The organism is Shewanella sp. GXUN23E (genome assembly GCF_050865035.1).
GTDB lineage: Bacteria > Pseudomonadota > Gammaproteobacteria > Enterobacterales > Shewanellaceae > Shewanella.
In genome coordinates this window covers 51,442-77,390 of the sequence record NZ_JBOZWP010000022.1, presented here as the reverse complement: position 1 = coordinate 77,390, position 25,949 = coordinate 51,442, and the positions used below count along the sequence as shown (strand labels likewise).

The window sequence follows — 25,949 nt, the reverse complement described above, 5'->3', positions numbered from 1 at the left end:
TCCCATAAACCGGGCTTAGGCCCAGATGTTAATCAGGAGACCTTATGAAGAAGCAAGCTTCCGGCATAAGTCGGCGTCAGGCGTTGAAAACCCTGATCGCAGGCGGCGCCGTGGTGGCGGCTGCATCCCACGCGGGTGAAGCCAACGCTGAATCAAAAGAAGTCACCCCAGCAGTAAAAGGTGAAGGTTACAGAGAAACTGACCACATTCGCGCTTATTACGAGTCGTTGCAACAGTAACCGGTTGCGCTTCACGTAGTCGTTTGGCCGCGAATACCACAGCTTCAGGTGCTGCCTGAGACTGTGTCTGACAAATAGGAGGATGTGTGATGCGACTGACACGCACATCGAACCAGGCAAAACCGGCTGACAAGCCAAGCCTGGGTCTCAACCGCCGTCAATTCCTCAAGACGGCCGGTCTTTCCGCCGGTGGAGTAGCCGCTGCATCTGTGCTGGGCACAGGTTTTATGCGTAAGGCTCGCGCCGAGTTTATCCCCCACGACGCCCCTGTCGAAGTCAAAAAAACCATTTGTTCTCACTGTGCTGTTGGCTGTGGTATCTACGCCCATGTGCAGGAAGGGGTTTGGACTCATCAGGAACCCGCATTTGATCATCCCATCAACTCCGGCGGCCACTGCGCCAAGGGGGCCGCAGTACGGGAAGTGGGGCATGGTGAAAAACGCCTCAAGTACCCGATGAAAAAAGAGGGTGGCAAGTGGAAACGCATTTCCTGGGATGAAGCGATCAATGAAGTCAGTGCCATGGCGCTGAAGATCCGCGAAGAGTCCGGGCCGGATTCAGTATTCTTCATGGGCAGTGCCAAGTTCTCCAACGAACAGGCCTATCTGTACCGTAAGTTTGCTGCCATGTGGGGCACCAACAATGTCGACCACAGCGCCCGTATCTGCCACTCCACCACAGTAGCCGGGGTGGCCAACACCTGGGGCTATGGTGCGCAGACCAACTCCATCAACGATATGCGCAATGCCAAGGTGATGATGTTCGTCGGGTCCAACCCCTGCGAAGCGCATCCGGTGGCGATGCAGCACATCCTGATCGGTAAGGAGCGGGGCGCCAAGATCATCGTGGTCGACCCCAGATTCACCCATACCGCCGCCAAGAGTGACGAGTATGTGCATATCCGTCCGGGAACCGATATTCCCTTTATCTACGGTTTGTTGTGGCACATCTTTGAAAACGGCTGGGAAGACAAAAAATTCATCGCCGAGCGGGTGTATGGCATGGATTCCATCCGTGAAGAGGTGAAGAAATTCCCGCCGGAAGTGGTGGAGAATGTTGCTGGCGTGCCCAAAGAGCAGATGTACCGGGTTGCCAAAACCATGGCGGACAATCGCCCCGGCACCATCGTCTGGTGTATGGGCGGCACTCAGCACCACATGGGTAACTCCAATACCCGAAGCTACTGCATTCTGCAGTTGGCGCTGGGCAATATGGGGATTTCCGGCGGTGGTACCAACATCTTCCGTGGTCACGACAACGTGCAGGGGGCAACGGATTTCGGTCTGCTGTTTGACACCCTGCCGGGTTACTACGGATTGACCACAGGTTCATGGCAGCACTGGTGCCGGGTGTGGGACATCGACTATGAGTGGATGAAAGGCCGTTTCGATCAGGGTACCTATCTTGGACAGGTCCCGATGAATTCGACCGGTATTCCCTGTTCCCGCTGGCAGGATGGGGTGTTGGAAGATAAGGACAAAATCGCCCAGCGCGACAATATCCGTATGTCTTTCTTCTGGGGCCAGTCGGTCAATACCGAAACCCGCGGTCCAGTGGTGCGCGAAGCACTGGATAAGATGGACATGGTAGTGGTGGTTGACCCATATCCCACCATGGCTGGGGTGTTGCCTGAGCGGGCAGATGGCATCATTCTGCTGCCGGCGGCGACCCAGTTTGAAACCTATGGTTCGGTCTCGGCCACCAACCGCTCGATCCAGTGGCGCTCCAAGGTGATTGAGCCCTTGTTCGAGTGCAAGCCTGACCACGAAATCATGTATCTGCTGGCGCAGAAATTTGGTTTCGAGAAAGAGATGTTCAAACATATCAAGGTCAATGGCACCGAGCCTTTGATTGAAGATATTACCCGCGAATTCAACCGCGGTATGTGGACCGTTGGTTACACAGGTCAGAGTCCAGAGCGTCTCAAACTGCACCAGGAAAACTGGGGTACCTTCAATGTCGATTCGCTGGAAGCGCCGGGAGGTCCCTGTCAGGGCGAAACCTACGGTCTGCCATGGCCATGTTGGGGCACGCCGGAGATGAAACACCCGGGGACCCAAATCCTCTATCGTACCGACCGCGAAGTCCGTAATGGCGGTGGCACTTTCCGTGCCCGTTATGGGGTGGAGCACGATGGTGTGAACATTCTGGCGGAAGATTCCTGGTCTAAAAACAGTGCCATTGAGGATGGTTATCCCGAGTTTACCGATACCATGCTCAAGCAGCTTGGCTGGTGGGATCAGTTGACCCCTGAAGAGCAGGTGGCTGCCGAAGGCCGCAACTGGAAAACCGATCTGTCCGGCGGTATCCAGCGGGTGGCCATTGCCAACAACTGCACCCCATTCGGTAACGCCAAGGCCCGCTGTATTGTGTGGACCTTCCCGGATCAAATCCCCATCCACCGAGAACCCCTGTATACCCCAAGACGGGATCTGGTGCCCATCTATCCGACCTATGAGGACAGAATGGTGGCCCGTCTGCCCACCCTGTATATGTCTATCCAGAAGCAGGACTTTGCCAAGAAGTTCCCGCTGGTGCTGACCTCCGGGCGATTGGTGGAATATGAAGGTGGCGGTGAGGAAACCCGCTCCAATCCCTGGCTGGCGCAATTGCAGCCGGAGATGTATGTGGAAATCAATCCTCAGGATGCGGCCGACCGAGGCATACGCGATGGCGACAATGTGAAGCTGTTCAGTCCGGATGGCGCCACCATTGAGATCAAAGCGATGGTGACCCCAAGGGTTATTCCGGGTGAAACCTTTATGCCGTTCCACTTCGCCGGAGTATTTGAGATGAAGAGCCTGGCGGCGGATTATCCGGCTGGCACCGAGCCCTTCGTAATCGGGGAATCTGCCAACACCGCCATGACCTATGGCTATGACGTGGTGACCCAGATGCAGGAGACCAAGGCGACGCTTTGCCAGATCGCCAAGGCCTGACACTTGATGAGGATAACTTTATGGCAGTCATGAAATTTTTATGTGACACCAAGCGCTGCATCGAGTGTAACGGCTGTGTCACTGCCTGTTCCAACTCCAACTCGGAAGCGCTGACTTACGGTACTTTCCGTCGCCGGGTCGTGACCCTGCATGACGGTGAGCCGGGAGAAGCCTCTATTTCCGTGGCCTGTATGCATTGCAGTGATGCCCCCTGTAAGGCGGTGTGTCCTGCCAACTGCTTCTACACCACGGATGACGGCATTGTGCTGCACAACAAAGAGACCTGCATCGGCTGTGGTTATTGCTTCTATGCCTGTCCTTTTGGTGCACCACAATTTCCCAAGAAAACCAGCTTCGGTGCCCGTGGCAAGATGGATAAGTGTACCTATTGCGCTGGTGGTCCCGTGCCAAACTTCTCGCAGGAGGAGCAACGCCTGTATGGAGCCAACCGGATTGCAGAGGGCAAACTCCCCCTGTGCGCTGAGATGTGTTCCACCAAGGCGCTGCTGGCCGGGGATGCTGAAGTGATCTCCAGTATTTATCGTGCCCGGGTTGCTGCCCGCAGTAATCCGGACACTATCTGGGGATACATTCCGGAAACCGGTAACTGATCGGAGGGCAAAAACATGATTGGACAATGCTTGCATCGTCTGTTGCTGCCCTGTTTGCTGCCGATAGCACTGGCTTTGCTGATGGTCACTCAGGTGTCTGCGTCGGATCAAACCGATCAGGCAAAGCAGGAAGCGGCCTTGATGGCTCAGCAACAACAAGTGCTGGCCGGTGAGCAGCAGCAACTGGGCCAGTTGCAGGGACACCCGCAGACCACGGATGCCGATCTCTGGCGGGCCGTGCGTGCCGGTGATTCCGGCTATACGGCGGCAAGGTCACCGGAAGCGGGACGCTTGATCAATGCAGTTGGTCAGGAGGGCAGGCTTATTCGCGATCAGTATGTGATCCCCATTTTGGGCGCAGCACTGGTTGGCGTATTTGCGCTGTTTCTGCTGTTCTACCTGATCAACGGCCCGGCCCGGCTAACCAAGGGATTCTCCGGCAAAATGGTACGTCGTTGGAGCAGTGCCGATATGCTGTTGCACTGGCTGATGGCGATCAGTTGTTTGCTGCTGATGTTGACTGGTCTGGTGATCGCCTGGGGACGTCACGTACTTGAGGGCTGGGTTTCGGCGGATCTCTGGGCGGGTCTTATCTACGGCAGTAAAACCCTGCACGACTGGACTGGTCCTGTGTTCATTGTCGCCTGGGCGCTGTGCATTCTGAAGTGGATGCCACTGCAGATGTTCAAGGGCTATGACCTCAAGTGGTTTATGACTGCAGGAGGCTATGTGCACTTTGGGCCGTTCAAAGGTAAACACCCGGACAGCGGCTTTGCCAACGCCGGCGAGAAGATGTGGTTCTGGACGCTGGCGGTGTTCGGTCTGTTCATCGCGGTCACCGGAGTCATGTTGGTGCTGCCGGAGCTGGTCATCACCCGCGAGAACTCCTTTGTTGCCTTGATCGTCCATGGCTTCAGTGCCGCCATTCTGATTGGCTTTACCATAGTCCATATCTGGATGGCGACCGCGCTCAGTGAAGGCGGGATGGAGTCCATGGTATCCGGCTATTGTGATGAGAACTGGGCGATCCAGCATCACAATATCTGGTATGACGAAATCAAGGCTGATGGCACTCTGGAGTACAAGTCCTGACGCGCAGTGATAACTGATGCACGTTCTTAATAATGAACGGTCATAACAAAGCCCACCATCAGGTGGGCTTTTTCATGCCAGTCACTCCATCCTTATCTGCAGACATCCTTGTCCAGTTCATTGGCTTGCCTGTATTAGGGGAATCTGTTCTGATTGAGCGAATAATAAGCTGGTTATTGCCGGCGGAATAATCGATTAAGGACAAGAACATGCTGAAAACTACCCTTGAGCAATGGCGTATGTTCCGCTCTGTGGCTGAGTATGGCGGCTTCAACCAGGCGGGCGCCGAGGTACACAAGAGTCAGTCCAGTATCTATAACGCGGTGCAGAAACTGGAGCATTCCCTTGGGGTTAAGTTGCTGGAGGTCAAAGGCCGCCGTACTCATCTGACCGAGGCTGGTCAGCTGATGTTGCGCCGGGCCAATTACCTGCTGGATGAAGCAGCCAAACTTGAGGCGGTAGCGCAGGAGGTAGGCCGTGGCTGCGAAACCCGCTTGCGGATTGCCGTGGATGAGATTTTCCCCCAGGATTTTCTGTATCGGGTGCTGGATAAGGTGTCGCTGGAATATCCCATGCTCAATATCGAACTGCGGGAGTCTATTCTCACCGGCGCAACCGAGCTGTTGGCACTGGAAAAGGTAGATCTGGCGATTTCACCGCTCAATGGCCATAAAGGCTTCAGTGAAGAGTTGTGTCAGGTGGAGTTTGTCGCGGTGGCGCACCCCGATCACCCGCTGCACCATTTTGAGCGGCCGCTGACCTTCGAAGATTTGCGCAGTTTCCGGCAAATCGTGGTGCGGGATTCGGCGGTGGGTCAGAGTCAGGACTCCGGCTGGCTGGGGGCCAATTCCCGCTGGACGGTATCCCATATCCGCACGTCGGTGGAGATGATCAGTCGTGGACTGGGGTATGCCTACCTGCCGGTTACTGCCATGATGCCGGCAATCGCTGCCGGGCTGCTCAAGCCTTTACCACTGGGGGCGGCCGGTCGTCGGCATGCGCAGTTATTTCTGATGTTTAATGATGCCGACATGTTGGGGCCTGCAGCCCGCACCCTGATGGCCGAAATCAGAATTCAGAGTGAGTTGATTGCCGATGTCAGGATGCCGGGTGAAGCCGGTGAGAACTGAGTTTCGGCAGAATAATGCTCTGCGTGATCTTGGTCATAGTTTGTGCCCGGTGGCTGGACTTAAAACCTGCTCCGGTTCGTATTTATCGAACGCTTTGAGCGTAATTTGCGCATTTTTGTTCACTCTATCCTGAATTAGACTGGCAACAACAGGTTTCAGGCAGGAGTGTTGTCATGAGTCAGAGTTCCAATATTACCTATGTTCGCCGCGCCGGAGAGCGCGGTCATGTCAATCTGGGCTGGCTGAGCAGCCACCACAGCTTTTCCTTTGGCCATTACTATGATCCCGGGCATATGGGCATTTCAGCCCTGCGGGTGATCAATGACGATACAGTGGTTGCCGGTGCGGGTTTTGGCACCCATGGGCACAGTGATATGGAAATCATTTCTTATGTGCTTGATGGTGCGCTGAAACATCAGGACAGCATGGGCCATGAACAAATCCTGTCGGCCGGAGAGGTGCAGCATATGAGCGCCGGCCGCGGTATTACTCATTCCGAATACAATGCTTCCGGCACTGAGCCTGTGCGTTTTCTGCAGATCTGGATTCAGCCCCGAGCGCAGGGTATCGAGCCTGGCTATGAGCAGGCCTGTATCCCGCAACATGGCGCGCTGACGCCTCTCGTGACCGCCGATGGTCGTGACGGCAGTCTGGTCATGCAGCAGGATGCCAGCCTGTATCGGCTGGTGCTGGCTGCCGGGGAATCTATGGTGCTCACCAGTGCCGATGGACCGGGTTATCTGCATTTGATAAGTGGTGAACTGCTGGTGGATGGAGGGCGGTTTACCGATGGTGATGCGCTGGCGATTGCGCCGGACAGTCAATTGCCGGTGAGCGCATCCCGCCCGCTGGAGGCGTTGTGGTTTGAGTTGCCTGCGCGGCCCTGAATACCGTAGACCGGCATCGTTATCCGTGGCGTTTTATCCGCCCAATCATCCTCTGTCGTTTTCTCTGTTTACCCCCGCGTGTCAGCCCCTGCTCCCCTGTGGTCAGGGGCTTTTGCATTTGCCCCAAAATCAAATTGTTAATGGTTTGTTTTGAATGGAGTTTGCGCGTGTGCGCGCGTATCACCACCGGCATATTTGAAAGTGTGATCTGGGTGGCAAACCGCCGATTTTTAACCTTGTTTTAGCCATATCTTGAGCATGGGGATCAATATTCCTGAGGCGGTTTCTTATATAGTTGCCGCGCAATATCTGGAAGTCCTTCTTCCATTTAGAGTTTTTACCAATTTGTAACATCCGGGATGCGGCGGATTGGTGAACAAACCCGGGCTCAGGGGAATGACTGAGCCATATCTATCAGGAGCAAAAATGAAAAAGCAACAGCCAGATCTGAGCCGCAGATCTTTGCTGAAGACGCTGACAGTAGGCAGCGCGGCCACCGCCGTGGTAGCTGCTTCCGGGATCAGTGTCGCTCACGCAAAAGAAGGCAACGCGGTATCCAAGCAAAACAAAGATGGTTACCACGAAACTGCGCACATCCGTGCTTACTACAACAGCCTGCGCAGCTAATCAGGAGATAATCAGCGATGAAATTAACTCGCAAGTCCAATGTCGCCCCTGCGGCTGACAAACCAACACTGGGCATCAGCCGTCGTCAGTTTATGAAGCACGCTGGTATCGCTACCGGTGGTATTGCTGCTGCTTCTCTGATGGGCACCGGCATGATGCGTCGCGCCGAAGCGGCTGACGTACCTTACGATGCACCAATCGAAATCAAGCGCACCATCTGTTCTGCCTGTGCGGTAGGTTGTGGTCTGTACGCTGAAGTACAGAACGGTGTGTGGACCGGTCAGGAGCCAGCCTTCGATCACCCATTCAACGCCGGTGGTCACTGTGCCAAAGGTGCTGCACTGCGTGAACACGGTCACGGTGAGAAGCGTCTGAAGTACCCAATGAAGCTTGTTGATGGCAAGTGGAAGAAAATCTCCTGGGATCAGGCGATCAACGAAGTGGGCGACAAGATGCTGGAAATCCGCAAGGAATCCGGTCCTGACTCTGTATACTTCATGGGCTCTGCCAAGTTCTCCAACGAAGGTTGTTACTCATACCGCAAACTGGCGGCTATGTGGGGTACCAACAACGTCGACCACTCTGCCCGTATTTGTCACTCTACCACTGTAGCCGGTGTAGCAAACACCTGGGGTTACGGTGCGCAAACCAACTCTTTCAACGACATTCAGAACGCCAATGCGATTTTCTTCATTGGTGCCAACCCTGCTGAAGCCCACCCGGTTTCCATGCAGCACATTCTGATCGCCAAAGAGAAGAACAACGCCAAGATCATCGTCGTTGACCCACGTTACACCCGTACCGCGGCTCACTCTGATCTGCACTGCCCAATCCGTCCAGGTACCGACATTCCGTTTATCTACGGCATGCTGTGGCACATCTTCGAAAACGGCTGGGAAGACAAGACGTTCATCGAGCAGCGTACCTACGCGATGGATGAAATCCGCGCTGAAGCCAAGAAGTTCCCACCAAAAGAAGTGGCTGATGTCTGTGGTGTGTCTGAAGAGGTGATCTATCAGGCTGCCAAGCTGATGGCTGAAAACCGTCCCGGCACCGTAGTTTGGTGTATGGGTGGTACCCAGCACCACGTTGGTAACGCCAACACCCGCGCATACTGCTTGCTGCAGCTGGCGCTGGGTAACATGGGTGTTTCCGGTGGTGGTACCAACATTTTCCGTGGTCACGACAACGTACAGGGCGCAACCGACCTGGGTCTGCTGTTCGACAACCTGCCAGGTTACTACGGTCTGACCACTGCTGCATGGCAGCACTGGACCAATGTTTGGGAACTGGACATGGAATGGGTGAAGGGCCGTTTCGACCAGGGTACTTACCTGGGTCGTGAGCCAATGACCACTCCTGGTATTCCTTGCTCCCGCTGGCACGACGGCGTGCTGCTGGAAAAAGACAAGCTGGCTCAGAAAGATAACATCCGTATGGCATTCTTCTGGGGTCAGTCTGTTAACACTGAAACCCGTCAGTCTGAAGTGCGTGACGCACTGGACAAGATGGACACAGTAGTAGTTGTTGACCCATTCCCAACGATGGCGGGTGTAATGCACCGTCGTAAGAATGGCGTATACCTGCTGCCAGCCTGTACTCAGTTTGAAGCTTCCGGTGCAATCTCTAACTCTGGCCGTTCTATCCAGTGGCGTGAGCAGGTGGTTCAGCCTCTGTTTGAGTCCAAGAACGACATTGAGATCATGTACATGCTGGCCAAGAAGGTAGGCATTGCCGACCAGTGGGCCAAGCGTTGGGAAATCAAAGACGGCAAGCCAGTCACTGAAGATATCTCCCGCGAAATCAACCGCGGTATGTGGACTATCGGTTACACCGGTCAGAGCCCTGAGCGTATCAAGCAGCACACCATGAACTGGGGCACATTCTCCAACAAGACGCTGGAAGCCGAGGGTGGCCCATGCAAGGGTGAAACCTACGGTCTGCCTTGGCCATGTTGGGGTACTCCAGAGATGGGTCACCCAGGTACTCAGATCCTGTACGATACAAGCAAGCACGTTAAAGACGGCGGCGGTAACTTCCGTGCCCGTTACGGTGTTGAGCACAACGGCCACAACATCCTGGCTGAAGGTTCTTTCTCCAAGGGTTGTGAGCTGGAAGACGGCTTCCCTGAATTCACTGACAAGATGCTCAAGCAACTGGGCTGGTGGGACGAGCTGACTGCAGAAGAGAAAGCGTCTGCAGAAGGTAAGAACTGGAAGACTGACCTGTCTGGCGGCATCGTACGCGTTGCGGTTAAGCACGGTTGTATCCCATTCGGTAACGCCAAGGCGCGTTGTATCGTATGGACCTTCCCAGATCAGTTCCCAGTACACCGCGAGCCACTGTATACCTCTCGCCGTGATCTGATCGCCAAGTACCCAACCTATGCCGATATGCAGGTACACCGTCTGCCGACCCTGTACAAGTCTATTCAGGACAAGGTTATCACCGACAACCTGGACAAGAAGTACCCACTGGTACTGACCTCCGGTCGTCTGGTTGAGTACGAGGGTGGTGGTGAAGAATCACGTTCCAACCCATGGCTGGCTGAACTGCAGCAGGAAATGTTCGTTGAGATCAACCCTGCTGATGCTGCTGATCGCGGTCTGCGCGATGGCGAAATGGTATGGCTGGAAGGTGCTGAAGGCGGCCGCATCAAGGTAATGGCAATGGTAACCCCACGTGTACCTAAGGGTATCACCTGGATGCCATACCACTTTGCCGGTGTGATGCATGGTGAAAGCCTGGAGCCTAACTATCCGGAAGGTACCGTACCTTACGTATTGGGCGAATCCTGTAACACTGCGCTGACCTATGGTTATGACCCAGTGACTCAGATGCAGGAAACCAAGGCTTCTCTGTGTCAGATCGAAAAGGCCTAATGCAGCTTAATTCAGGAGATATGCCAATATGGCTACATTGAAATTTTTGTGTGACACCAAGCGCTGCATCGAATGTAACGGCTGTGTCACTGCTTGTAAGAACGAAAACGCCTCCGCTCTGGAGTGGGGTATCAACCGTCGCCGCGTAGTGACCATCAATGATGGCAAGCAAGGCGAAGCTTCTATCTCTGTGGCTTGTATGCACTGTGATGACGCGCCTTGTATGGCCGTTTGTCCAGCTAACTGCTTCTACAAGACTGAAGATGGTCTGGTCCTGCACAACAAAGATACCTGTATCGGTTGTGGCTACTGCCTGTACGCGTGTCCATTCGGCGCGCCTCAGTTCCCGAAAAGCGGTGCCTTTGGCGCTCGCGGCAAGATGGACAAGTGTACCTTCTGTGCCGGTGGCCCTGAAGAAAACCACTCTGAGGCTGAACTGAAGAAGTACGGTTCTAACCGTATCGCTGAAGGCAAACTGCCAATGTGTGCTGAACTGTGTGCTACCAAGTCGCTGCTGGCCGGTGATGCAGATGTGGTATCTGCCATCTTCCGTGAGCGTGTGGCTTACCGTGGTGCCAAGAACGCAGCCTGGGGTTAATCCTTAGGTTTCAGGACAATCCATCTACTGCTCCGGCTTGCCGGAGCAGTCAATGAGGATAGATTATGAACAAACTGTTCAAACACTTGGGTGTTGCATTCGCACTGCTGTTCAGTGCCGTATGCTTCGCCAATGGTGGCGAGCAGGCGGTTGCACAGGCTTCAGATGCGCAGATTTGGGCACAACTGAAAGACGGTGCAGTCGGCTACACTGCCTCCAAGAGCGAGTTCCACGGACAGGCGATCAACACCTATGATCTGCGTGTACTGGATCTGCGTGCCGACTGGCTGGCGCCAGCCCTGGCTGCTGCGCTGTTCGGTATGATTGCTGTCTTTATCGTATTCATCAAAATCAACGGTATCTCCAAATTGCATCACGGTTACTCCGGCAAGATGGTTTACCGCTGGTCCAAAGCTGACGTGGCCATCCACTGGTTGGGTGCCATCCCATGTCTGCTGTTGATCCTGACTGGTCTGGTACTGCTGGCTGGTCGTTTCTTCGTGCAGCCATACGTGGGCGAAGGCTTCTGGGCGGGTCTGGTGAATGGTGCCAAGCAGGTTCACGACGTGCTGGCGATCCCATTCATGATTGGCTGGGCGCTGATGACAGTGCTGTGGGCCAAGAACCAGATGCCAAAGATGTACGATGTGAAGTGGTTCATGGTAGTTGGTGGTTACATCAACTTCGGTCCATTCAAAGGTCAGCACCCTGACGCAGGCTTCGCCAACGCCGGTGAAAAACTGTGGTTCTGGACCTTCGCTGCGTTCGGTCTGGTGATCTCTGCTTCCGGTATGCTGCTGCTGTTCCCTAACCTGTTCGAGCCAAGCCGCACCCTGAGCCTGATTGCACTGATCCTGCACGGCGTATCCGCCATCATCATCTGTGCTTTCTCTATCGTTCACATCTTCATGGCAACTGTCATGTCTGAGGGCGGTATGGAATGTATGATTTCCGGCTACTGTGATGAGAACTGGGCAACCCAGCATCACAACCTGTGGTTTGATGAAATCAAAGCTGACGGTACTTTGAAGTATAAGGACTAAGTCCTTAACCTTTGATTACCCCAAAAGCCCCGCTGAAGCGGGGCTTTTTGTTGCCTGTCGGCAATGGAGACTTGGTGTTTCTGCTGAGCGCAGAGTGGTTTCTTTGCCAGGTTTCGCTTGGCGAAAGCGATTACTCGCTATTGCGAATTGAGGCTAAAGCCTGTTTTTTAGCAAGGCTTCGCCTTGCAGAAAGTCGTGGGTCTCCGACCCACACCCAGGCAAAGGGGACTAGGCGGCTTCGCCCCCTTTGCAACCCCCCTGCCGCCCCAGACGGTGCCGACAGCCCCTCGAACTTATGGGGAAAAAAGCTGACGGTTCAGACGCTCGTCCATGATTCGACTGAACCTGCTTCGGCATCCATGCCTCGCCACGCATTTTTCGCCAACATTCTTCGGCGGCACCGATGGGGAATTGGAGTCGTCTTTGATTTTGGGGTTATGTCGATATAAGAGGTAAGAGCTGATAGTGATTTAGAGTCTTGCTTTTAATCTGTATCTAGATTAGTAGCTTGCTGTTTATTGACGCTTCCAACATATGAGGCAATCCCTCGCTTTTGGGGGAGTGAATTGCTCTCATTGTAGGCAACTTGGAATCGAGCAAATCTATCCGAGCCTATACTCATGCTTTCATGGGATAAATCGATATTGAACGCGTGAGTAGTTTTAGCGACTGCTTGGCTTTTCGTGTGATTAACCGTGAATTTTGACTTTATCGCTTCAGCTAGCAACTCATCATACTTATGTTCCAACTGGATTTTGTCATTTGAGGAGATGACAATGTCATCCATATATACGGTAACTTCAAAACCATTTTGATTTGATGTTATATCCAACATTTGACCAAAAGAGCTATTTAATAAACAGATAGAGGATAGCAAAGGTGATTGACAGTATCCGTAAGGGAGATAGTGGCTGTGGGGGTAGTTATCAGGGGCTTTTACTGTAGAAAGCTTGGCAACCTTTCTTGCATATTCATAACCAATCACTGGTTTTAACGATCTAGTTACTCGACTTCTGCTTATACAGCCAAAGAAGTCTTTAATATCAATTGTACAAAAAAAACTATTTTTCAAATGCATGGATAGTGCCGCGACGTGACCACCATCCCTTAAATGGAAGTAATATTGAGGTGCTTTCCATTTGCGAGCAATTTCCGCTTTGATTCTATTCCCAATAGCTTTTGATGCGTCAGTAGGGACGAACACCCATCGGCCAGGCTTTATTTCAAACTTTGTTGACCAAGTGACCTGATAGACCATAACAAGCGTAACAGACTCCTGAAATGAGAAAGGTAATTGAAAGCCATGTTAAAGAGGTCGATCAGCATCGGCATCGATTCATAAATCTCACGAATCAATCGAATGACGAGAATTGCTTTGATCAAACGCTCTTTAACTCGGCTATGTTTGGAATTATTTTCCATACATAAGCCCTCCACGTTCTCCTTGGCATGCCTAGCGCAAGCGCATGACTTTAATTAATACTAGGAGCGACTATGAGAGTATCGTCAAGTAAATCCGATAGAGTCCAGTATCGTCCAATAGTGATCACTAAGTGACAATTGTAGAGGGGCGGCTGGTGTAGCCTAATGCCAAGGTGAGACTATGATAACTTCCACTCTCTGACCTTATCAACATATAGTTCATTGATAAAAATGGCATAAACCATTTTTGCCGAGGGTGTGTTGGATATGTTTTACGCTGCAATGTCGGAATACATCTGTCTCCCTTGAAGCGGCCGCCGGGGATGGATTTAAATGCCGTGGGCGAGGCATTGACGCCGAGTCAGCGCCGTCGAATCAGGGATGAGCGTCTGGCGCGTCAGGCAATTTGAAGCCGATCCACAAGGGGCTTTCCGCTTCGTGGGAGTCGCAGGGGGATTGGACAAGGGGGCCTGTCGAAACGGTCCCCTTTCCCCGGGGGTGGGTTGGAGACCCACGACGTTCTGCCAAGCGAAGCTTGGCTCAAATACGTCAAAGCCAATCGGCGACTGAGATTCCTTTTCCCCCGATTGATTCGAATCGCCCACCTAATCGGCTCATCATTTGATGAGAATAACCAAGTTAATCTAATCATTAAGTGAGTTGAATAACTCGCCTAATCTAATCATACTGTGATGAGAATAAGTGGTGTAATCGCATCATGGCGGCTGCATGTGAATGGCCATGACTAAAGAACCATGACCAAAGAGCCATGATATGGGGGGAACTATGTGGATATGGCAGCAGGCGGATTGGCCTGAGTTTACCTGGGACGCCGGGGTGATAGACCCTGTGTTGCGTGCAGTGCGTCTGCAGCAGGGAGTGTTGCTGGGTAAGATGTCCTGCTTGGGAAAGGACAGTGTCGAAACTCAACTGGATACTTTGCTGGCCAACATAGTTCACTCCAGCGCCATTGAAGGCGAGAAGCTGAATGCTTTTTCGGTGCGCTCCTCCCTTGCCAACAAACTTGGGGTGACTGATCAGCGACCTTTTCCGACCACAGCACAGACTGACGGCTTGGCGGAAATCATGCTTGATGCGGTGCAGAATCTGGATGCGCCGTTGACCCTTGAGCGTATTTTGCACTGGCACACCCGTTTATACCCTGAAGGTTACACCTTGTTTAATCCGGTTGTCGGTGGGCAACTGCGTGGTGATGCACCAATGCAGGTGGTCTCGGGTCGCATCGATAAACCCGTGTTGCACTTCGAGGCGCCGGGCAGGGAGGAGCTGGATGCTGAGCTGGCTCATTTTATCGAGTGGTTTAATGCCAGTCTGTCCAATCCAGCACTGGATCCACTGCTGCGTGCGGCAATTACCCATCTGTGGTTTGTCACCCTGCATCCGCTGGATGATGGTAACGGCCGTATCACCCGCTTGCTGACTGATCTGGCACTGGCGCAGGCTGAGCAGCAGTCGGTACGTTTCTATGCTATGTCGGTCGCCATACTGGCAAACCGTAAAAGCTATTACGAGATACTTGAAAGTACCCAGAAAGGCGGCATGGATATCACGAACTGGCTGGTGTGGTTTTTTGAGACCTTGCAGCAGACTTTTACCGGCGTGCTGGCTGAGATAGAGCAAACCGTGCACAAGGCCAATTTCTGGCGCAGTGTGGATCAGACTAAGTTGTTACCTGAGCAGACAAAAGTGCTCAATCGCATGCTGGACGGTGACTTTCAGGAAGGTATCAATAACGACCAGTATCATAAGGTTGCAAAAGTCAGTAAGCCAACTGCCACCCGCCACCTGGCATCTTTGGTGGAGATTGGCTGTCTGGCGAAGTCTGACTCAGGCGGCCGCAGTACCCGCTACCACCTCCCATGGAAATGACAAATTGGAAAGGTTTTGATTTTCGGCCAAGCGCAGCAGGGCTAAAACAACTAGCCTGCTGGCGCTTGAAACTATCGAAACAGCTTGATTACCCCTGTGTCGCACGCTGAGTGCAATCTCCACCCTTGATTCGAATCGACCTATTAATCCAATCATCAAATGATGAGAATAGCTCACTATTCGACTCACAGGGCGATGGCAGTTGGCGGCTGTCTCTCATCACACATCTTGATCGTGGAAAAACAACACTTGGGGGTGAGATGCGTTCCCTAACCCAAAATATTGTGGTTATCTAGTCATTTACACTATTAGTAATGGCTGAATTATGAGATCCATTTAACAATTTATTGGTTGTTTTTTGATTCGGCACTGTAATTTCCGACTGCCTCACGGTTTATGAGACTTAATCCCGTTAACCTCGTACCCTCACAAAGTTAACCATTTAGGGGTATGCTGCGTGACCATCCGGTAAGAGGCCGGGTGCAGATATCACTCATCGTCAGGAAACACTATGTCGCAGATAATTCACACACTGGATAATGGCCTTATTAAGCCGTATGAAGCCAATATCACTGTTCCCAACTGGATGCTGTCCGGTATGGAGCGGGTGATGCAGTTCTATGTGGACAAAAACCTGCGTCTGGATACCGTGTCTGCCGATGTGATGCCTGTGCCGCAGCCGGGTAAGAAGTACATGCTGTATGCCCATGTGCCTTTCTGTCACACCCTGTGTTCCTACTGCACCTTCCACCGCTTCCTGTTTAAGGAAGACAAGGCCCGCGCTTACTTCATCTCCCTGCGTAAAGAGATGGATATGGTGAAAGCCCTGGGTTACGACTTCGAAGCCATGTATATCGGTGGTGGCACCACAACCGTGCTGGAAGATGAGCTGGTGAAGACCATCGAACATGCCCGCAAGCTGTTCCCGTCCATCAAGGAAGTGTCCTGTGAGTCCGACCCTCGTCATTTGGACACACCCGGATTCAAGATGCTCAAGGGCCTGGTAGACCGTATGTCTATCGGCGTGCAGAGCTTTGATGACGGCATTCTCAAGATGACCGAGCGTCTGGAGAAGTTCGGCAGCGGTCAGCAGGTGTTCGATAAAGTGATGGCGGCGAAAGAGCTGTTCCCCATCGTTAACGTGGATCTGATTTTCGGTTTCCGTGGTCAGACCGAAGAGATTATTCAGCACGATCTGGAGATGGCCCGTCGTCTGGACCCTCGTCAGATCACCACTTACCCGCTGATGATTACCCATCAGACCCGCAAGAGCGTGAAGGGCAAGCTGGCGGCTGAGCAGAAGGATATGGCCAACCAGTATCGTCAGATCCTCAACTCACTCAATGGTCAGTACAACCAGCTGACTGCCTGGGCGTTCGGCAAGGCCAACGACGAAGGCTTCGATGAGTATGTGATTGACTATGATGAGTATCTGGGTGTGGGCTCAGGCTCATTCAGCTTCCTGGATGATACTCTGTATGTGAACACCTTCTCGCTGCGCAAGTATCAGGAACGGATCAGCTCAGGCAAGATGGGCGTGGAACAGCAGAAGAAGTACAGCAAGAAGGACGTGATGCAGTATCGCTTCCTGCTGGGGATGTTCTCCGGTCGCCTGTCACGCAAGTATTTCCGCGACACCTTTGGGGTGAACCTGGATACCGCGCTGTTTAAAGAGATGACCGCCATGAAGGCGATTGGCGCGCTGAAGAATGACCCGCAAAACCCGGAAGAGCTGATCATCACCGACAACGGCAAGATGATGGGCCTGCTGATGATGAAAGAGTTCTACTCCGGCATGGACAATGTCCGTGCCCAGTTGCGTAAGCCACTCAAGCCCTGTGATATGTAATTAATAGTTGATCTGTTTCAGCGGGAGTTCAATGCGCCTTGGATCAGCATCCCTGACACGCTCTGAATTAATGAAGTTGGTATAAAGGCAACTGCTTAAATTTGAGCTTGTGCCGCGCATCAGTGAACAAAGCCTGACATCTGTCAGGCTTTTTCTTTTGCGTGCAAGGATTGAGCGTTTTGTCCGGGTTGGCTAAGCTATATGCCTGAGCCAGACATTGGAGGACGGATGTCCAACCCTTTAAAATATTCCACCTTTTGCGAGCGCTATCAGCTGGACTATGACTCCGCGGAAACGCGGCGTTTGTATCGCGTCTATCGCAAACATCTGGGTGTATTCAACCGGGCCATCAGTGAGCTGGTGGTGCGCGAAGCATTGCAGCGTGCCCGTCAGGGCGTCTGATCACTCTTGTGTGGCAGCTTTGTGCTGCTTCTTCTCTGCGTACATGGCCTCATCGGTCAACCTGATTAAATCCGCTGATGACAGATAGTTGGGAGGACAGGTTTCCACCAATCCCATACTGACTTTGAGTGTCGGCCAGCTATCCGTCAGCACCTGACGAATGCGTTCACAGACAGCCTGCCGGGCGTGGGTGGCATCACAATTGGGCAGCAGGATACAGAACTCGTCGCCGCCGTAGCGAAAGCATCTGTCCTCTTCCCGGCAGATGCGGCGGATAATGTCCGCTACACCTTTCAATATTTCATCCCCGGCCTGATGTCCCTGTTCGTCGTTGATGGGTTTGAAGTCATCGATGTCCAGATAGACAAAACTTACAGGCTCATCCCGGCGTTGGGCGGCCTTAAGAACCTGATTCATGATGGATTGTAAATGCCTTACGTTCAGCAGGCCGGTTAGTGGGTCGGTACGTGACAGCTCCTCCAGCTGCTCGGTACGCTCCTGAACTTTGTGTTCAAGCTCCCGGGCGTAGTCGACGGATTTTTGTCTGGCGATTTGTACTTCGGACACCAACGCGTGGATGTAAGTATCGAAAATCAGGGTGTTGTCGAACATAAGTAACTTTTCCAGCGCGCTGGTCAACCCCTGCAGTTCTGACTCTTCGAGATTCCGGGTTGCCAGCACTGAAAACAGAATGTTTTTCAACTGCAGAATGGCTGACAGATACAATTTGGGTTCAACCCCAATACGTTTGTGGACGATACCGATCCGCAGACGATTGTGTACATAATCCAGGCCATATTCACCACTGAAGAGTTCGGTGATGTACTGGCTCTGGGCGTGGCTGAGGCGTTGCAGGGTATCGGCATCATTGATGAGCTGAACGATTTCCGGAACCCCCGTCTGAAAACGGTGGAACTGTTCAATCAGACTGTCCAGCTGGTGTTTGATAAACGACTGGCAACTATGCAGTCTGCTGGCATCTTTCAGCGTAAAGCCAAACAGCTGTTTGCGTTGATCGATTTCATACTCATTTAGCCCCATCTGTTCCAACAGGGTTTGTTTGGTATTGTCCATCTTGGTTAGATTCTCATTCCGTTGATGTTGCCCCAAATCAGGTGCCGGTTTTGCTTTGGGTGATCAGTTTGTCCAGTTCAGTTTGTGCTTTGGTAAAGTCGAATTCGTTGATGGCTTCTTCCACCAAAGTGAAATCAATCCCCAGCTCGCTGAGTGCTTCGGCGTTCTGCTTCAGTAATTCAATAAAGTCGATGGCCTGGGTATCGAAGTTCTGTACCAGCATGGAGAGTTGCTGTAGCTCCATCATGAACTCGTCGGCATCGTAGGGGCGCACTTCCCTTACCGGCTGGGGGATCACTTCTTTGGATGGGCCGAGATGTTGAATATCCTGCTCCAGTTTTTCCAGCAGATCTCTGAGGGTCAAAATGAAGTCTGGATCCGGTAACTGCTTGTTGGCGCCGTGGGTTTCCAGCTGGCGACCCAGTTGCGACAGCTTGTCGGCAGAGATATTGGCGGCGGCGCCCTTAATGGTGTGGCCAGCCAGTCTTAAATAGTCATAGTCGGCTTCTTCCAGTGCGTTGGACAGGGTATCGAGCTCCTGTTTGCGGCTTTGCAGGAAGGAGTCAGTGATTTGCCAGTAGAGCTTCTTGTTGCCCCCAAGGCGTGACAGACCATCTTCTATATCAAGCACCTGTGCCTGATAGTGGTCATCTGCTGATTTGCCTCCCGCTGCGTTAACTGATTTTGGTGCCTTTTTTGAGGCCGCCGTCGCTGAGTCGCTGGCCTCAAGAGCGTCAGTGGAACCATTGTCCTGCTCCAGTGGAATGACATTCTGCAGGGTATCTTCAGTGGGTTCGCTGTCTTTGCCCAACCAGCGGCAGATTTTCGATACCAGCTCATCGACCGAGATAGGTTTGCCTATATGGTCGTTCATGCCCGCATCCAGGCAATTGGTGATGTCCTGCTCCATGGCGTTGGCCGTCATCGCCAGTACCGGCAAATCTCTGAGGGTGGGATCTTTGCGGATTTCCCGGGTGGCGGTAATGCCATCCATTACCGGCATTTGCATATCCATCAACACCAGATCGAAGGACTCCTTGGCAAGCATGTCCAGTGCTTCCTGACCATTGTTGGCGATAACCACCACAGGTTCGTAAGGTTCCAGAATACCCTTGGCGACCTCCTGGTTGGTTTCGTTGTCTTCAACCAGCAGCAATCGGGCATTTTTCATGGTGCTGCCATCGGTGGCCTGTTTGATTCTGTTGGTTGGCAACTTGGCTTCGCGCTGAATGCCAAAGGCGTTCATGATGGAGTCGAAAATCAGCGATGGGTTGACCGGTTTGATCACCAGTCCATCGAACAGCTTTTCATTTTCACCGCTCAGGCCAATTTCACGGCCATAAGCCGTGACCATGATGATGCGCGGCCGGGTGGAGTACTGTTTTTCCCTCAGTTGCCGGGTGGTTTCAATCCCGTCCATGCCCGGCAACATCCAGTCCATAAAGATGACTTCGAAAGGATCACCTTCTGCGTCGGCCTTGTTGACCGCCGAGATGGCTTCAAAGCCGGTACTGACGGTGCTGACTTTGAAAGTCATGGCCTTGAGCAGACCCAGCATGATTTCCCGGGCGGCATCGTTGTCGTCCACGACCAGAATGCGCTTGTCGCTCATGTCTTCCTGTGGCTGATAGAAGCGTTTGGCTTTGGCATCCTGCAAGCCCGCTTTGATGGTAAAGCCGAAGGTGGAGCCTTTGCCGGGCTCACTGGTAACCCAGATACGGCCACCCATGAGTTCTACCAGGCTCTTGGAGATGGTCAGACCCAGGCCGGTGCCGCCGTATTTGCGGGTAATCGAACCATCTGCCTGGGAGAAGGATTTGAACAGCCGGCTCTGCTGATCTTTGGTCATGCCTATACCGGAATCCTGGATCTCTACCTGCAGCATAATGCCATCATCAAATTGATCGGTTTGCTTGACCCGGACGATCACTTCGCCTTTTTCTGTGAACTTAATGGAGTTGCCGCACAGATTTATCAGTACCTGTGCCAGCCGCAGCGGATCACCCACCAAGGCTGTTGGCAGATTGGGTTCAATGTCGAACAGGAACTCCAGCCCCTTTTCATCAGCTTTAATGCCAATCACGTTGGCCAGGTTGTCCAGCACTTCATCCAGCAGGAAGTCGATGTTTTCCACTGACAGTTTACCGGCTTCCACTTTGGAGAAGTCGAGAATGTCGTTGATGATGCCCAACAGCGATTTGGCGGCATTGTCTATCTTGGTGACATAGTGGTGCTGTTTGTCGTTCAGGCCGGAGTTCAGTGCCAGGTGCGCCATCCCGATAATGGCGTTCATTGGGGTGCGGATTTCATGGCTCATGTTAGCCAGGAATTCGCCTTTGGCCTTGGAGGCGTCGTCAGCGGCATCTTTGGCACTGCGCAGCTCAAGCTCCAGATCTTTCTGCTCAGTCACATCCACAAACAGCCCCACAATGCCTTTGGGTGCGCCTTTACTGGAGTAGTAGGTCGCCTCGTAGATGCTGACATGGCGCTGTTGGCCATCGGCATTTTTGAGGTTCAGTTCATACTGGGTGGTTCCGGGGGTTTCCAGCAGGGCTTTTTCCGCGTTGTTGAAGATGGCTGCAATTTCAGGCGGGAACAGCGCGTCAGGGACATTCTGCAGAATATCGGTTTCAAACATGCCGATGAAGTCACTGAAGCCGTTGTTGACTCCCAGATAGCGGCCTTCGGTATCGCGATAGTACATGGGACTTGGAATGGCGTTGAGTACCTGCTGGTTGAACTCCAGCTGCTCGGCAATCAGACGCTCGGCCTTTGCCTGTTGCTCGGCATTGCGGGTTAGTTCCAGATTGATGGCCAGATCCGCGCGAATGAGTCCCAGCCAGTCCAGACTATCCTGCTTGAGTGGCGTTGCCGTGCCCAACTCCAGCAAACCTATCACTCTGTCGTTCACCTGCAGCGGAAAGAAGTGCAGCTCGCTCAACGTCAGTTCACCGCTGACCAGCGGTATTTTGTACTTTTCCCCTAAGTCACGCAGGGCAAAGTGTTTTTTAGAGTACAGCAGGCTCATTTGGATGCTGTCGGCAGCCGTCAGCTCCCGCGAGGCATCTTCGCTGTAACCAAATCCGGATATACGGGAAAGTTGGCCATTATCATAGGTATACAGGCCCATCAGTGGCAGCTGGAAGCGACTGGTGAGGAAGTCGATAATCCTTCTGCCGAAATCCTCGGCATTCTCACTGTCCCGCATAACATCGGTAAATTCTTTGATGGAAGCGTTGGATTTCAGTTGGGCGCTGACTTCACTGAAAATCAGGTTAAGTGCCTTGGCCTGGGGCGCGAATGCTCCCTTGTCGGCTTCGCTGAGCTGGAACTGATAATCCCGTTTGGCAACCTGATTGACCAGACGCTTTTGCATCTTGTCTGCCGGGGCGAGGCACCAGCGCCACAACAGAATAAAGCTGCCCAGCAGGGTGAGGCTCATCACTATGAATATCCATTGCTGACGTGAGCTTAAGTCCCGCAGGTAGGTGCTGGTTTGTTCCCATTCCGTTTGAGAGCGGTCGCTCACGGCCCGGTAAAAATCACCAATCGGGTTGATGATGCGACCTTTTTCCTGGAAGTAGGTGTTGCTGAACAGCACATCGAGCGCTCTGGAGGGATCCGGTGAGACTTTTTCCAGCCCTTTCTTGTTGCGGGCGATTCCTTCGACGGCATCGAAGGCCTGTCGCTCAAGGTTAACCAGATTGTCAGAGTAGGCCAGCGCCTGCCGCAACAGCCCCAGCTCGGCATCACTGATCCCTGATTGGGACATACGCTCCATCAATGAGGCGTAGCGCTTGTCGGAATTGCTGCCGCTTATCAGCATTTCTGAAGGCATGGCGACTTGATCCCAGTACTCAAATTGATGGCCGTCCGGGATGGGGGCAGTGCCGTTGCGTACTGCCAGCACCTGATTGAACAATTGTTTCCACTTGGGGTTGCTGGTGGCGGCATAGGCGCGGGCAAATTTAGTCAGATTATCAGAGCTTTGTTTTAACTCCTGAGCCAGCAGGATGCGTTCCTGAGTCGCTTTCATGCGTTGATTGAGCAGGGTGCTCTGAGCGTCGATTTGAACAAATAAAAAGCCCAGCACTGCCATCATCAAGCTGATTACCAAAAACAGTGAGAGGAAGATAATCCTGATAGAGCTCATATCTTTGTCCTGTTGTCTCTTGAGTTACCTATTTTTGCTGGCAGCGACTAGATTTAAATCAAGGATGTATTTGCTGACCCAGTAAGTGTAGGTCACAGAACGGCAAGTTGTGGCAAAACACCACATCCAGGGTGAAGGGGACAACTCTGTGGAATCAAAAGCAAAATCAAGTGTGCTGATCGTGGATGATGCTCCTGAGAATCTGCAATTGCTCAATGGACTGCTAAAAGACATTTACCAGGTGAAAGCGGCCAATCATGGTCAAAAGGCACTGGAGATCGTTGAAAAAACGCCAGTGGACATCATCCTGCTGGACGTGGTGATGCCGGGCATGGATGGATATGAGGTCTGCCGACGTTTGAAAGCTGACAAGCGTTACCGGGATATACCGGTGATCTTTCTGACCGCCAAGGACTCCAGTCAGGATGAACAGTATGGCTTTGATTTGGGCGCCAGCGACTATATTGCCAAGCCGGTCAGCCCACCCGTTGTACTGGCCAGGGTGCGCACCCATTTGCAGGTCAAGGCATCGCAGGATTTTCTGAAAGATCAGAATGCCTATCTTGAGGCTGAGGTGCGCAAGAGAATGCAGCAGGTCAGTGAAGTACAGGATGTGACTATCTCGGCATTGGCCAGTCTGGCTGAAACCCGGGATGAGGAAACCGGGTATCATATTCGTCGTACTCAATGGTACGTAAAGCTACTGGCGGAGAAGGTGCAGGATCACCCCAGATTCCGCGACGAGCTGACGCCTGAAAAGATAGATGCGTTCTTCAAGTCGGCACCTTTGCATGATGTGGGTAAAGTGGGGATTGCCGACAGTATTCTGCTTAAGCCAGGTCGACTCACTCCGGAAGAGTTTGAAGTCATGAAGCAGCATGCGTATCTGGGGTACCGTGCACTGGATATGGCGGAGAAAGAGATTGGGGCAGAGGATTCGTTTTTAACGGCGGCCAAGGATATTGCCTATTATCACCATGAAAAATGGGATGGCTCGGGCTACCCCACCGGCAAACAGGGTGAGGAGATCCCTTTGTCGGCACGATTAATGGCCATCGCCGATGTGTATGACGCACTGATCAGCAAGCGGGTATATAAAGATGCCATGTCCCACGATCAGGCGCTGGATATTATCCGTGAAGGCCGCGGGACTCACTTTGATCCGGATTTGATCGATGCCTTCTTTGAAATCGAAGATCAGTTCGCCGAGATTGCCGAGAAGTACAAAGATTGATGGTTTCGCCAAATAAAAAAGCCGGGCAATACCCGGCTTTTTTATGACCATCGAGCAACCGCTTACATATTCGGGTAGTTGGGACCGCCACCACCCTCAGGCGTTACCCAGGTAATATTCTGGCTGGGGTCCTTGATATCGCAGGTCTTGCAATGGATGCAATTCTGGCTGTTGATCACCAGTTTGGGCTGACCGGCTTCCTCCACTATTTCATATACCCCTGCCGGACAGTAACGCTGCGCGGGCTCATCGTATTTGAGCAGATTTACCTGCACTGGAATATCCGGATTGGTCAGTCGCAGGTGACAGGGCTGATCTTCTTCATGGAAAGTGTTGGACAGATACACTGAGGAGAGTTTGTCGAAACTCAGCTGGCCATCTGGCTTGGGATATTCAATCTTGCTGAAAGCGTCTTTGGTGGCCATTTTGGCATAGTCGGGTTGGTCATCCCGCAGGGTGATGGGGAACTTTCCGCCAAACCAGTTTTGATCCACGTAGTTGAATGCGCCGCCCAGCAGGGTACCGAATTTGTGCATCGCCGGGCCAAAGTTACGGGAGCTGTGCAGCTCGTCATACAGTGAACTTTGTTCAAATTTATCCTGGAAGCAGTTGAGATCTTTACCGCCTTCAACGCCTGCAAACAGTGCTTCTGCCAGGGTTTCGGCGGCCAGCATGCCGCTCTTGATGGCGGTGTGGGTGCCTTTGATTTTGGAGAAGTTCAGGGTACCGGCGTCGCAGCCAATGATCAGGCCACCGGGAAAACTCATCTTGGGTAATGAATTGAGCCCGCCTTTGGTGATTGCCCGCGCGCCATAGGTGATGCGCTCTCCGCCCTTCAGATTGGCCGCGATCACCGGATGAGTTTTATAGCGCTGGAACTCATCAAACGGGCTCAGGTGTGGATTGGCATAATTGAGATCCACAATCAGACCAACAACTACCTGATTATTTTCAAGGTGATAGAGGAAGCCGCCACCTGATGCCCCCTCAGTTAACGGCCAGCCGCCTGAGTGCACCACCTTACCGGGCTGATGGACTTCATCCGGTACTGTCCACAGTTCTTTGAAGCCAAGCCCGTAATGCTGGGGGGATTTGCCATTATCGAGATGAAACCTGTCAATCACCTGTTTGCCCAAATGCCCGCGACAGCCTTCTGACAGCACAGTGTATTTGGCGTGCAGCTCCATGCCCGGCATATAACTGTCCTTGGGCTGACCATCGGCGCCAACGCCCATGTCACCGATAAGAATGCCTTTGACGCTGCCGTCTTCGTTAAACAGCAGCTCACTGGCGGCGAAACCGGGGAAGATTTCCACGCCCAGCTCCTCTGCCTGCTGAGCCAGCCAGCGGCACAGATTACCGACACTGATAATATAGTTGCCGTGATTGTGCATGCTTTTTGGTGTCAGTGATTCAGGCATTAGCCTGGCATCAGCCTGGGACTTGAACAGGTAAATCTCATCATGGCTGACTTCCGTTTCCAGCGGTGCCTGGCGGGCTTGCCAGTCGGGGAAGAGTTCTGTCAGCACCTTGGGTTCAAACACAGCGCCGGAAAGAATATGGGCGCCGACTTCAGAGCCTTTCTCGACTACGCATACTGTCAGTTCATTGCCTGAATCCCGGGAGATCTGCATCAGTCGGCAGGCGGTTGCCAATCCGGCGGGCCCTGCTCCGACGATAACGACATCAAACTCCATAAACTCACGTTCCATTATCCTTCACTCCTTTTCCGGCATTGTGGAAGAACCCCGTGGGTCGCCCGGGACTTATTGTCCTTCCAATGATTTTTGTTGTTTTATTGGACTGTTTTGCATTTTTTTATCCACCTTACCCGAATTTCCGATTGTGTCCCAGTTACTCATAATGTGCGGCATAGA

Annotated in this window: 18 protein-coding genes; 14 read left to right on the top strand and 4 right to left on the bottom strand. The window is 52.7% G+C overall.

Features of this window, described 5'->3' with window-relative positions; all coding sequences use genetic code 11:
- Positions 1-44 precede the first annotated feature (44 nt).
- The 10 genes from ACRRUX_RS16830 (at position 45) to ACRRUX_RS16785 (ending at position 12,048) form a co-directional block, all read left to right on the top strand.
- Complete coding sequence (locus ACRRUX_RS16830; RefSeq protein ID WP_432532439.1) at positions 45-239, top strand: twin-arginine translocation signal domain-containing protein; 195 nt, start codon at positions 45-47, stop codon at positions 237-239.
- An 89-nt stretch (positions 240-328) separates the two neighbouring features.
- Positions 329-3,178, top strand: coding sequence for a molybdopterin-dependent oxidoreductase (locus ACRRUX_RS16825; RefSeq protein WP_432532437.1), 2,850 nt, complete (start codon positions 329-331; stop codon positions 3,176-3,178).
- A 20-nt stretch (positions 3,179-3,198) separates the two neighbouring features.
- A complete protein-coding gene (fdh3B, locus tag ACRRUX_RS16820) occupies positions 3,199-3,789 on the top strand; it encodes a formate dehydrogenase FDH3 subunit beta (protein WP_432532435.1) in 591 nt (196 codons plus the stop codon).
- A 15-nt stretch (positions 3,790-3,804) separates the two neighbouring features.
- On the top strand, positions 3,805-4,881 hold the full coding sequence (locus ACRRUX_RS16815) for a formate dehydrogenase subunit gamma (protein ID WP_432532433.1): 1,077 nt from the start codon (positions 3,805-3,807) through the stop codon (positions 4,879-4,881).
- Between the two features lie 209 nt (positions 4,882-5,090).
- Entirely contained in the window at positions 5,091-6,011 is a 921-nt protein-coding gene (locus ACRRUX_RS16810) for a LysR family transcriptional regulator (RefSeq protein WP_432532431.1), read from the top strand.
- Between the two features lie 173 nt (positions 6,012-6,184).
- Positions 6,185-6,898, top strand: a complete 714-nt coding sequence (locus ACRRUX_RS16805; RefSeq protein WP_432532429.1) for a pirin family protein — start codon at positions 6,185-6,187, stop codon at positions 6,896-6,898.
- A gap of 426 nt (positions 6,899-7,324) precedes the next feature.
- Positions 7,325-7,525: a twin-arginine translocation signal domain-containing protein gene (locus tag ACRRUX_RS16800; RefSeq protein ID WP_115139105.1), complete on the top strand. Its 201-nt coding sequence runs from the start codon at positions 7,325-7,327 to the stop codon at positions 7,523-7,525.
- Positions 7,526-7,542: 17 nt separating this feature from the next.
- Entirely contained in the window at positions 7,543-10,407 is a 2,865-nt protein-coding gene (locus ACRRUX_RS16795; protein ID WP_432532428.1) for a molybdopterin-dependent oxidoreductase, read from the top strand.
- 28 nt (positions 10,408-10,435) lie between these two features.
- Positions 10,436-11,005, top strand: coding sequence for a formate dehydrogenase FDH3 subunit beta (gene fdh3B / locus ACRRUX_RS16790; RefSeq protein WP_432532426.1), 570 nt, complete (start codon positions 10,436-10,438; stop codon positions 11,003-11,005).
- 65 nt (positions 11,006-11,070) lie between these two features.
- A complete protein-coding gene (locus tag ACRRUX_RS16785) occupies positions 11,071-12,048 on the top strand; it encodes a formate dehydrogenase subunit gamma (RefSeq protein WP_432532424.1) in 978 nt (325 codons plus the stop codon).
- A gap of 484 nt (positions 12,049-12,532) precedes the next feature.
- On the opposite strand, the gene ACRRUX_RS16780 is transcribed toward ACRRUX_RS16785, so the two are convergent.
- Positions 12,533-13,252, bottom strand: coding sequence for a reverse transcriptase domain-containing protein (locus ACRRUX_RS16780; protein ID WP_432532422.1), 720 nt, complete (start codon positions 13,250-13,252; stop codon positions 12,533-12,535).
- Positions 13,253-14,256: 1,004 nt separating this feature from the next.
- Between ACRRUX_RS16780 and ACRRUX_RS16775 the strand changes: the two genes are divergently transcribed.
- From ACRRUX_RS16775 to ACRRUX_RS16765, 3 genes are all read left to right on the top strand, one after another.
- Positions 14,257-15,360 (top strand): Fic family protein, encoded by a 1,104-nt coding sequence (locus tag ACRRUX_RS16775; protein ID WP_432532473.1) that lies wholly within the window; start codon positions 14,257-14,259, stop codon positions 15,358-15,360.
- 511 nt (positions 15,361-15,871) lie between these two features.
- On the top strand, positions 15,872-17,209 hold the full coding sequence (locus ACRRUX_RS16770; protein ID WP_432532420.1) for a coproporphyrinogen III oxidase family protein: 1,338 nt from the start codon (positions 15,872-15,874) through the stop codon (positions 17,207-17,209).
- A gap of 228 nt (positions 17,210-17,437) precedes the next feature.
- On the top strand, positions 17,438-17,611 hold the full coding sequence (locus tag ACRRUX_RS16765; RefSeq protein WP_432532418.1) for a hypothetical protein: 174 nt from the start codon (positions 17,438-17,440) through the stop codon (positions 17,609-17,611).
- Here ACRRUX_RS16765 and ACRRUX_RS16760 read toward each other — a convergent pair whose 3' ends face one another.
- Together ACRRUX_RS16760 and ACRRUX_RS16755 are read right to left on the bottom strand one after the other, a co-directional pair.
- Positions 17,612-18,685 carry a GGDEF domain-containing protein gene (locus ACRRUX_RS16760; protein ID WP_432532416.1) on the bottom strand — a complete coding sequence of 358 codons (1,074 nt, stop codon included), beginning with the start codon at positions 18,683-18,685 and terminating at the stop codon, positions 17,612-17,614.
- A gap of 37 nt (positions 18,686-18,722) precedes the next feature.
- Positions 18,723-22,838, bottom strand: a complete 4,116-nt coding sequence (locus tag ACRRUX_RS16755; RefSeq protein ID WP_432532414.1) for a response regulator — start codon at positions 22,836-22,838, stop codon at positions 18,723-18,725.
- Positions 22,839-22,986: 148 nt separating this feature from the next.
- Between ACRRUX_RS16755 and ACRRUX_RS16750 the strand changes: the two genes are divergently transcribed.
- Positions 22,987-24,072, top strand: a complete 1,086-nt coding sequence (locus tag ACRRUX_RS16750) for a response regulator (RefSeq protein WP_432532412.1) — start codon at positions 22,987-22,989, stop codon at positions 24,070-24,072.
- 62 nt (positions 24,073-24,134) lie between these two features.
- Here ACRRUX_RS16750 and ACRRUX_RS16745 read toward each other — a convergent pair whose 3' ends face one another.
- A complete protein-coding gene (locus tag ACRRUX_RS16745) occupies positions 24,135-25,784 on the bottom strand; it encodes an electron transfer flavoprotein-ubiquinone oxidoreductase (RefSeq protein ID WP_432532410.1) in 1,650 nt (549 codons plus the stop codon).
- Positions 25,785-25,949: the final 165 nt, after the last annotated feature.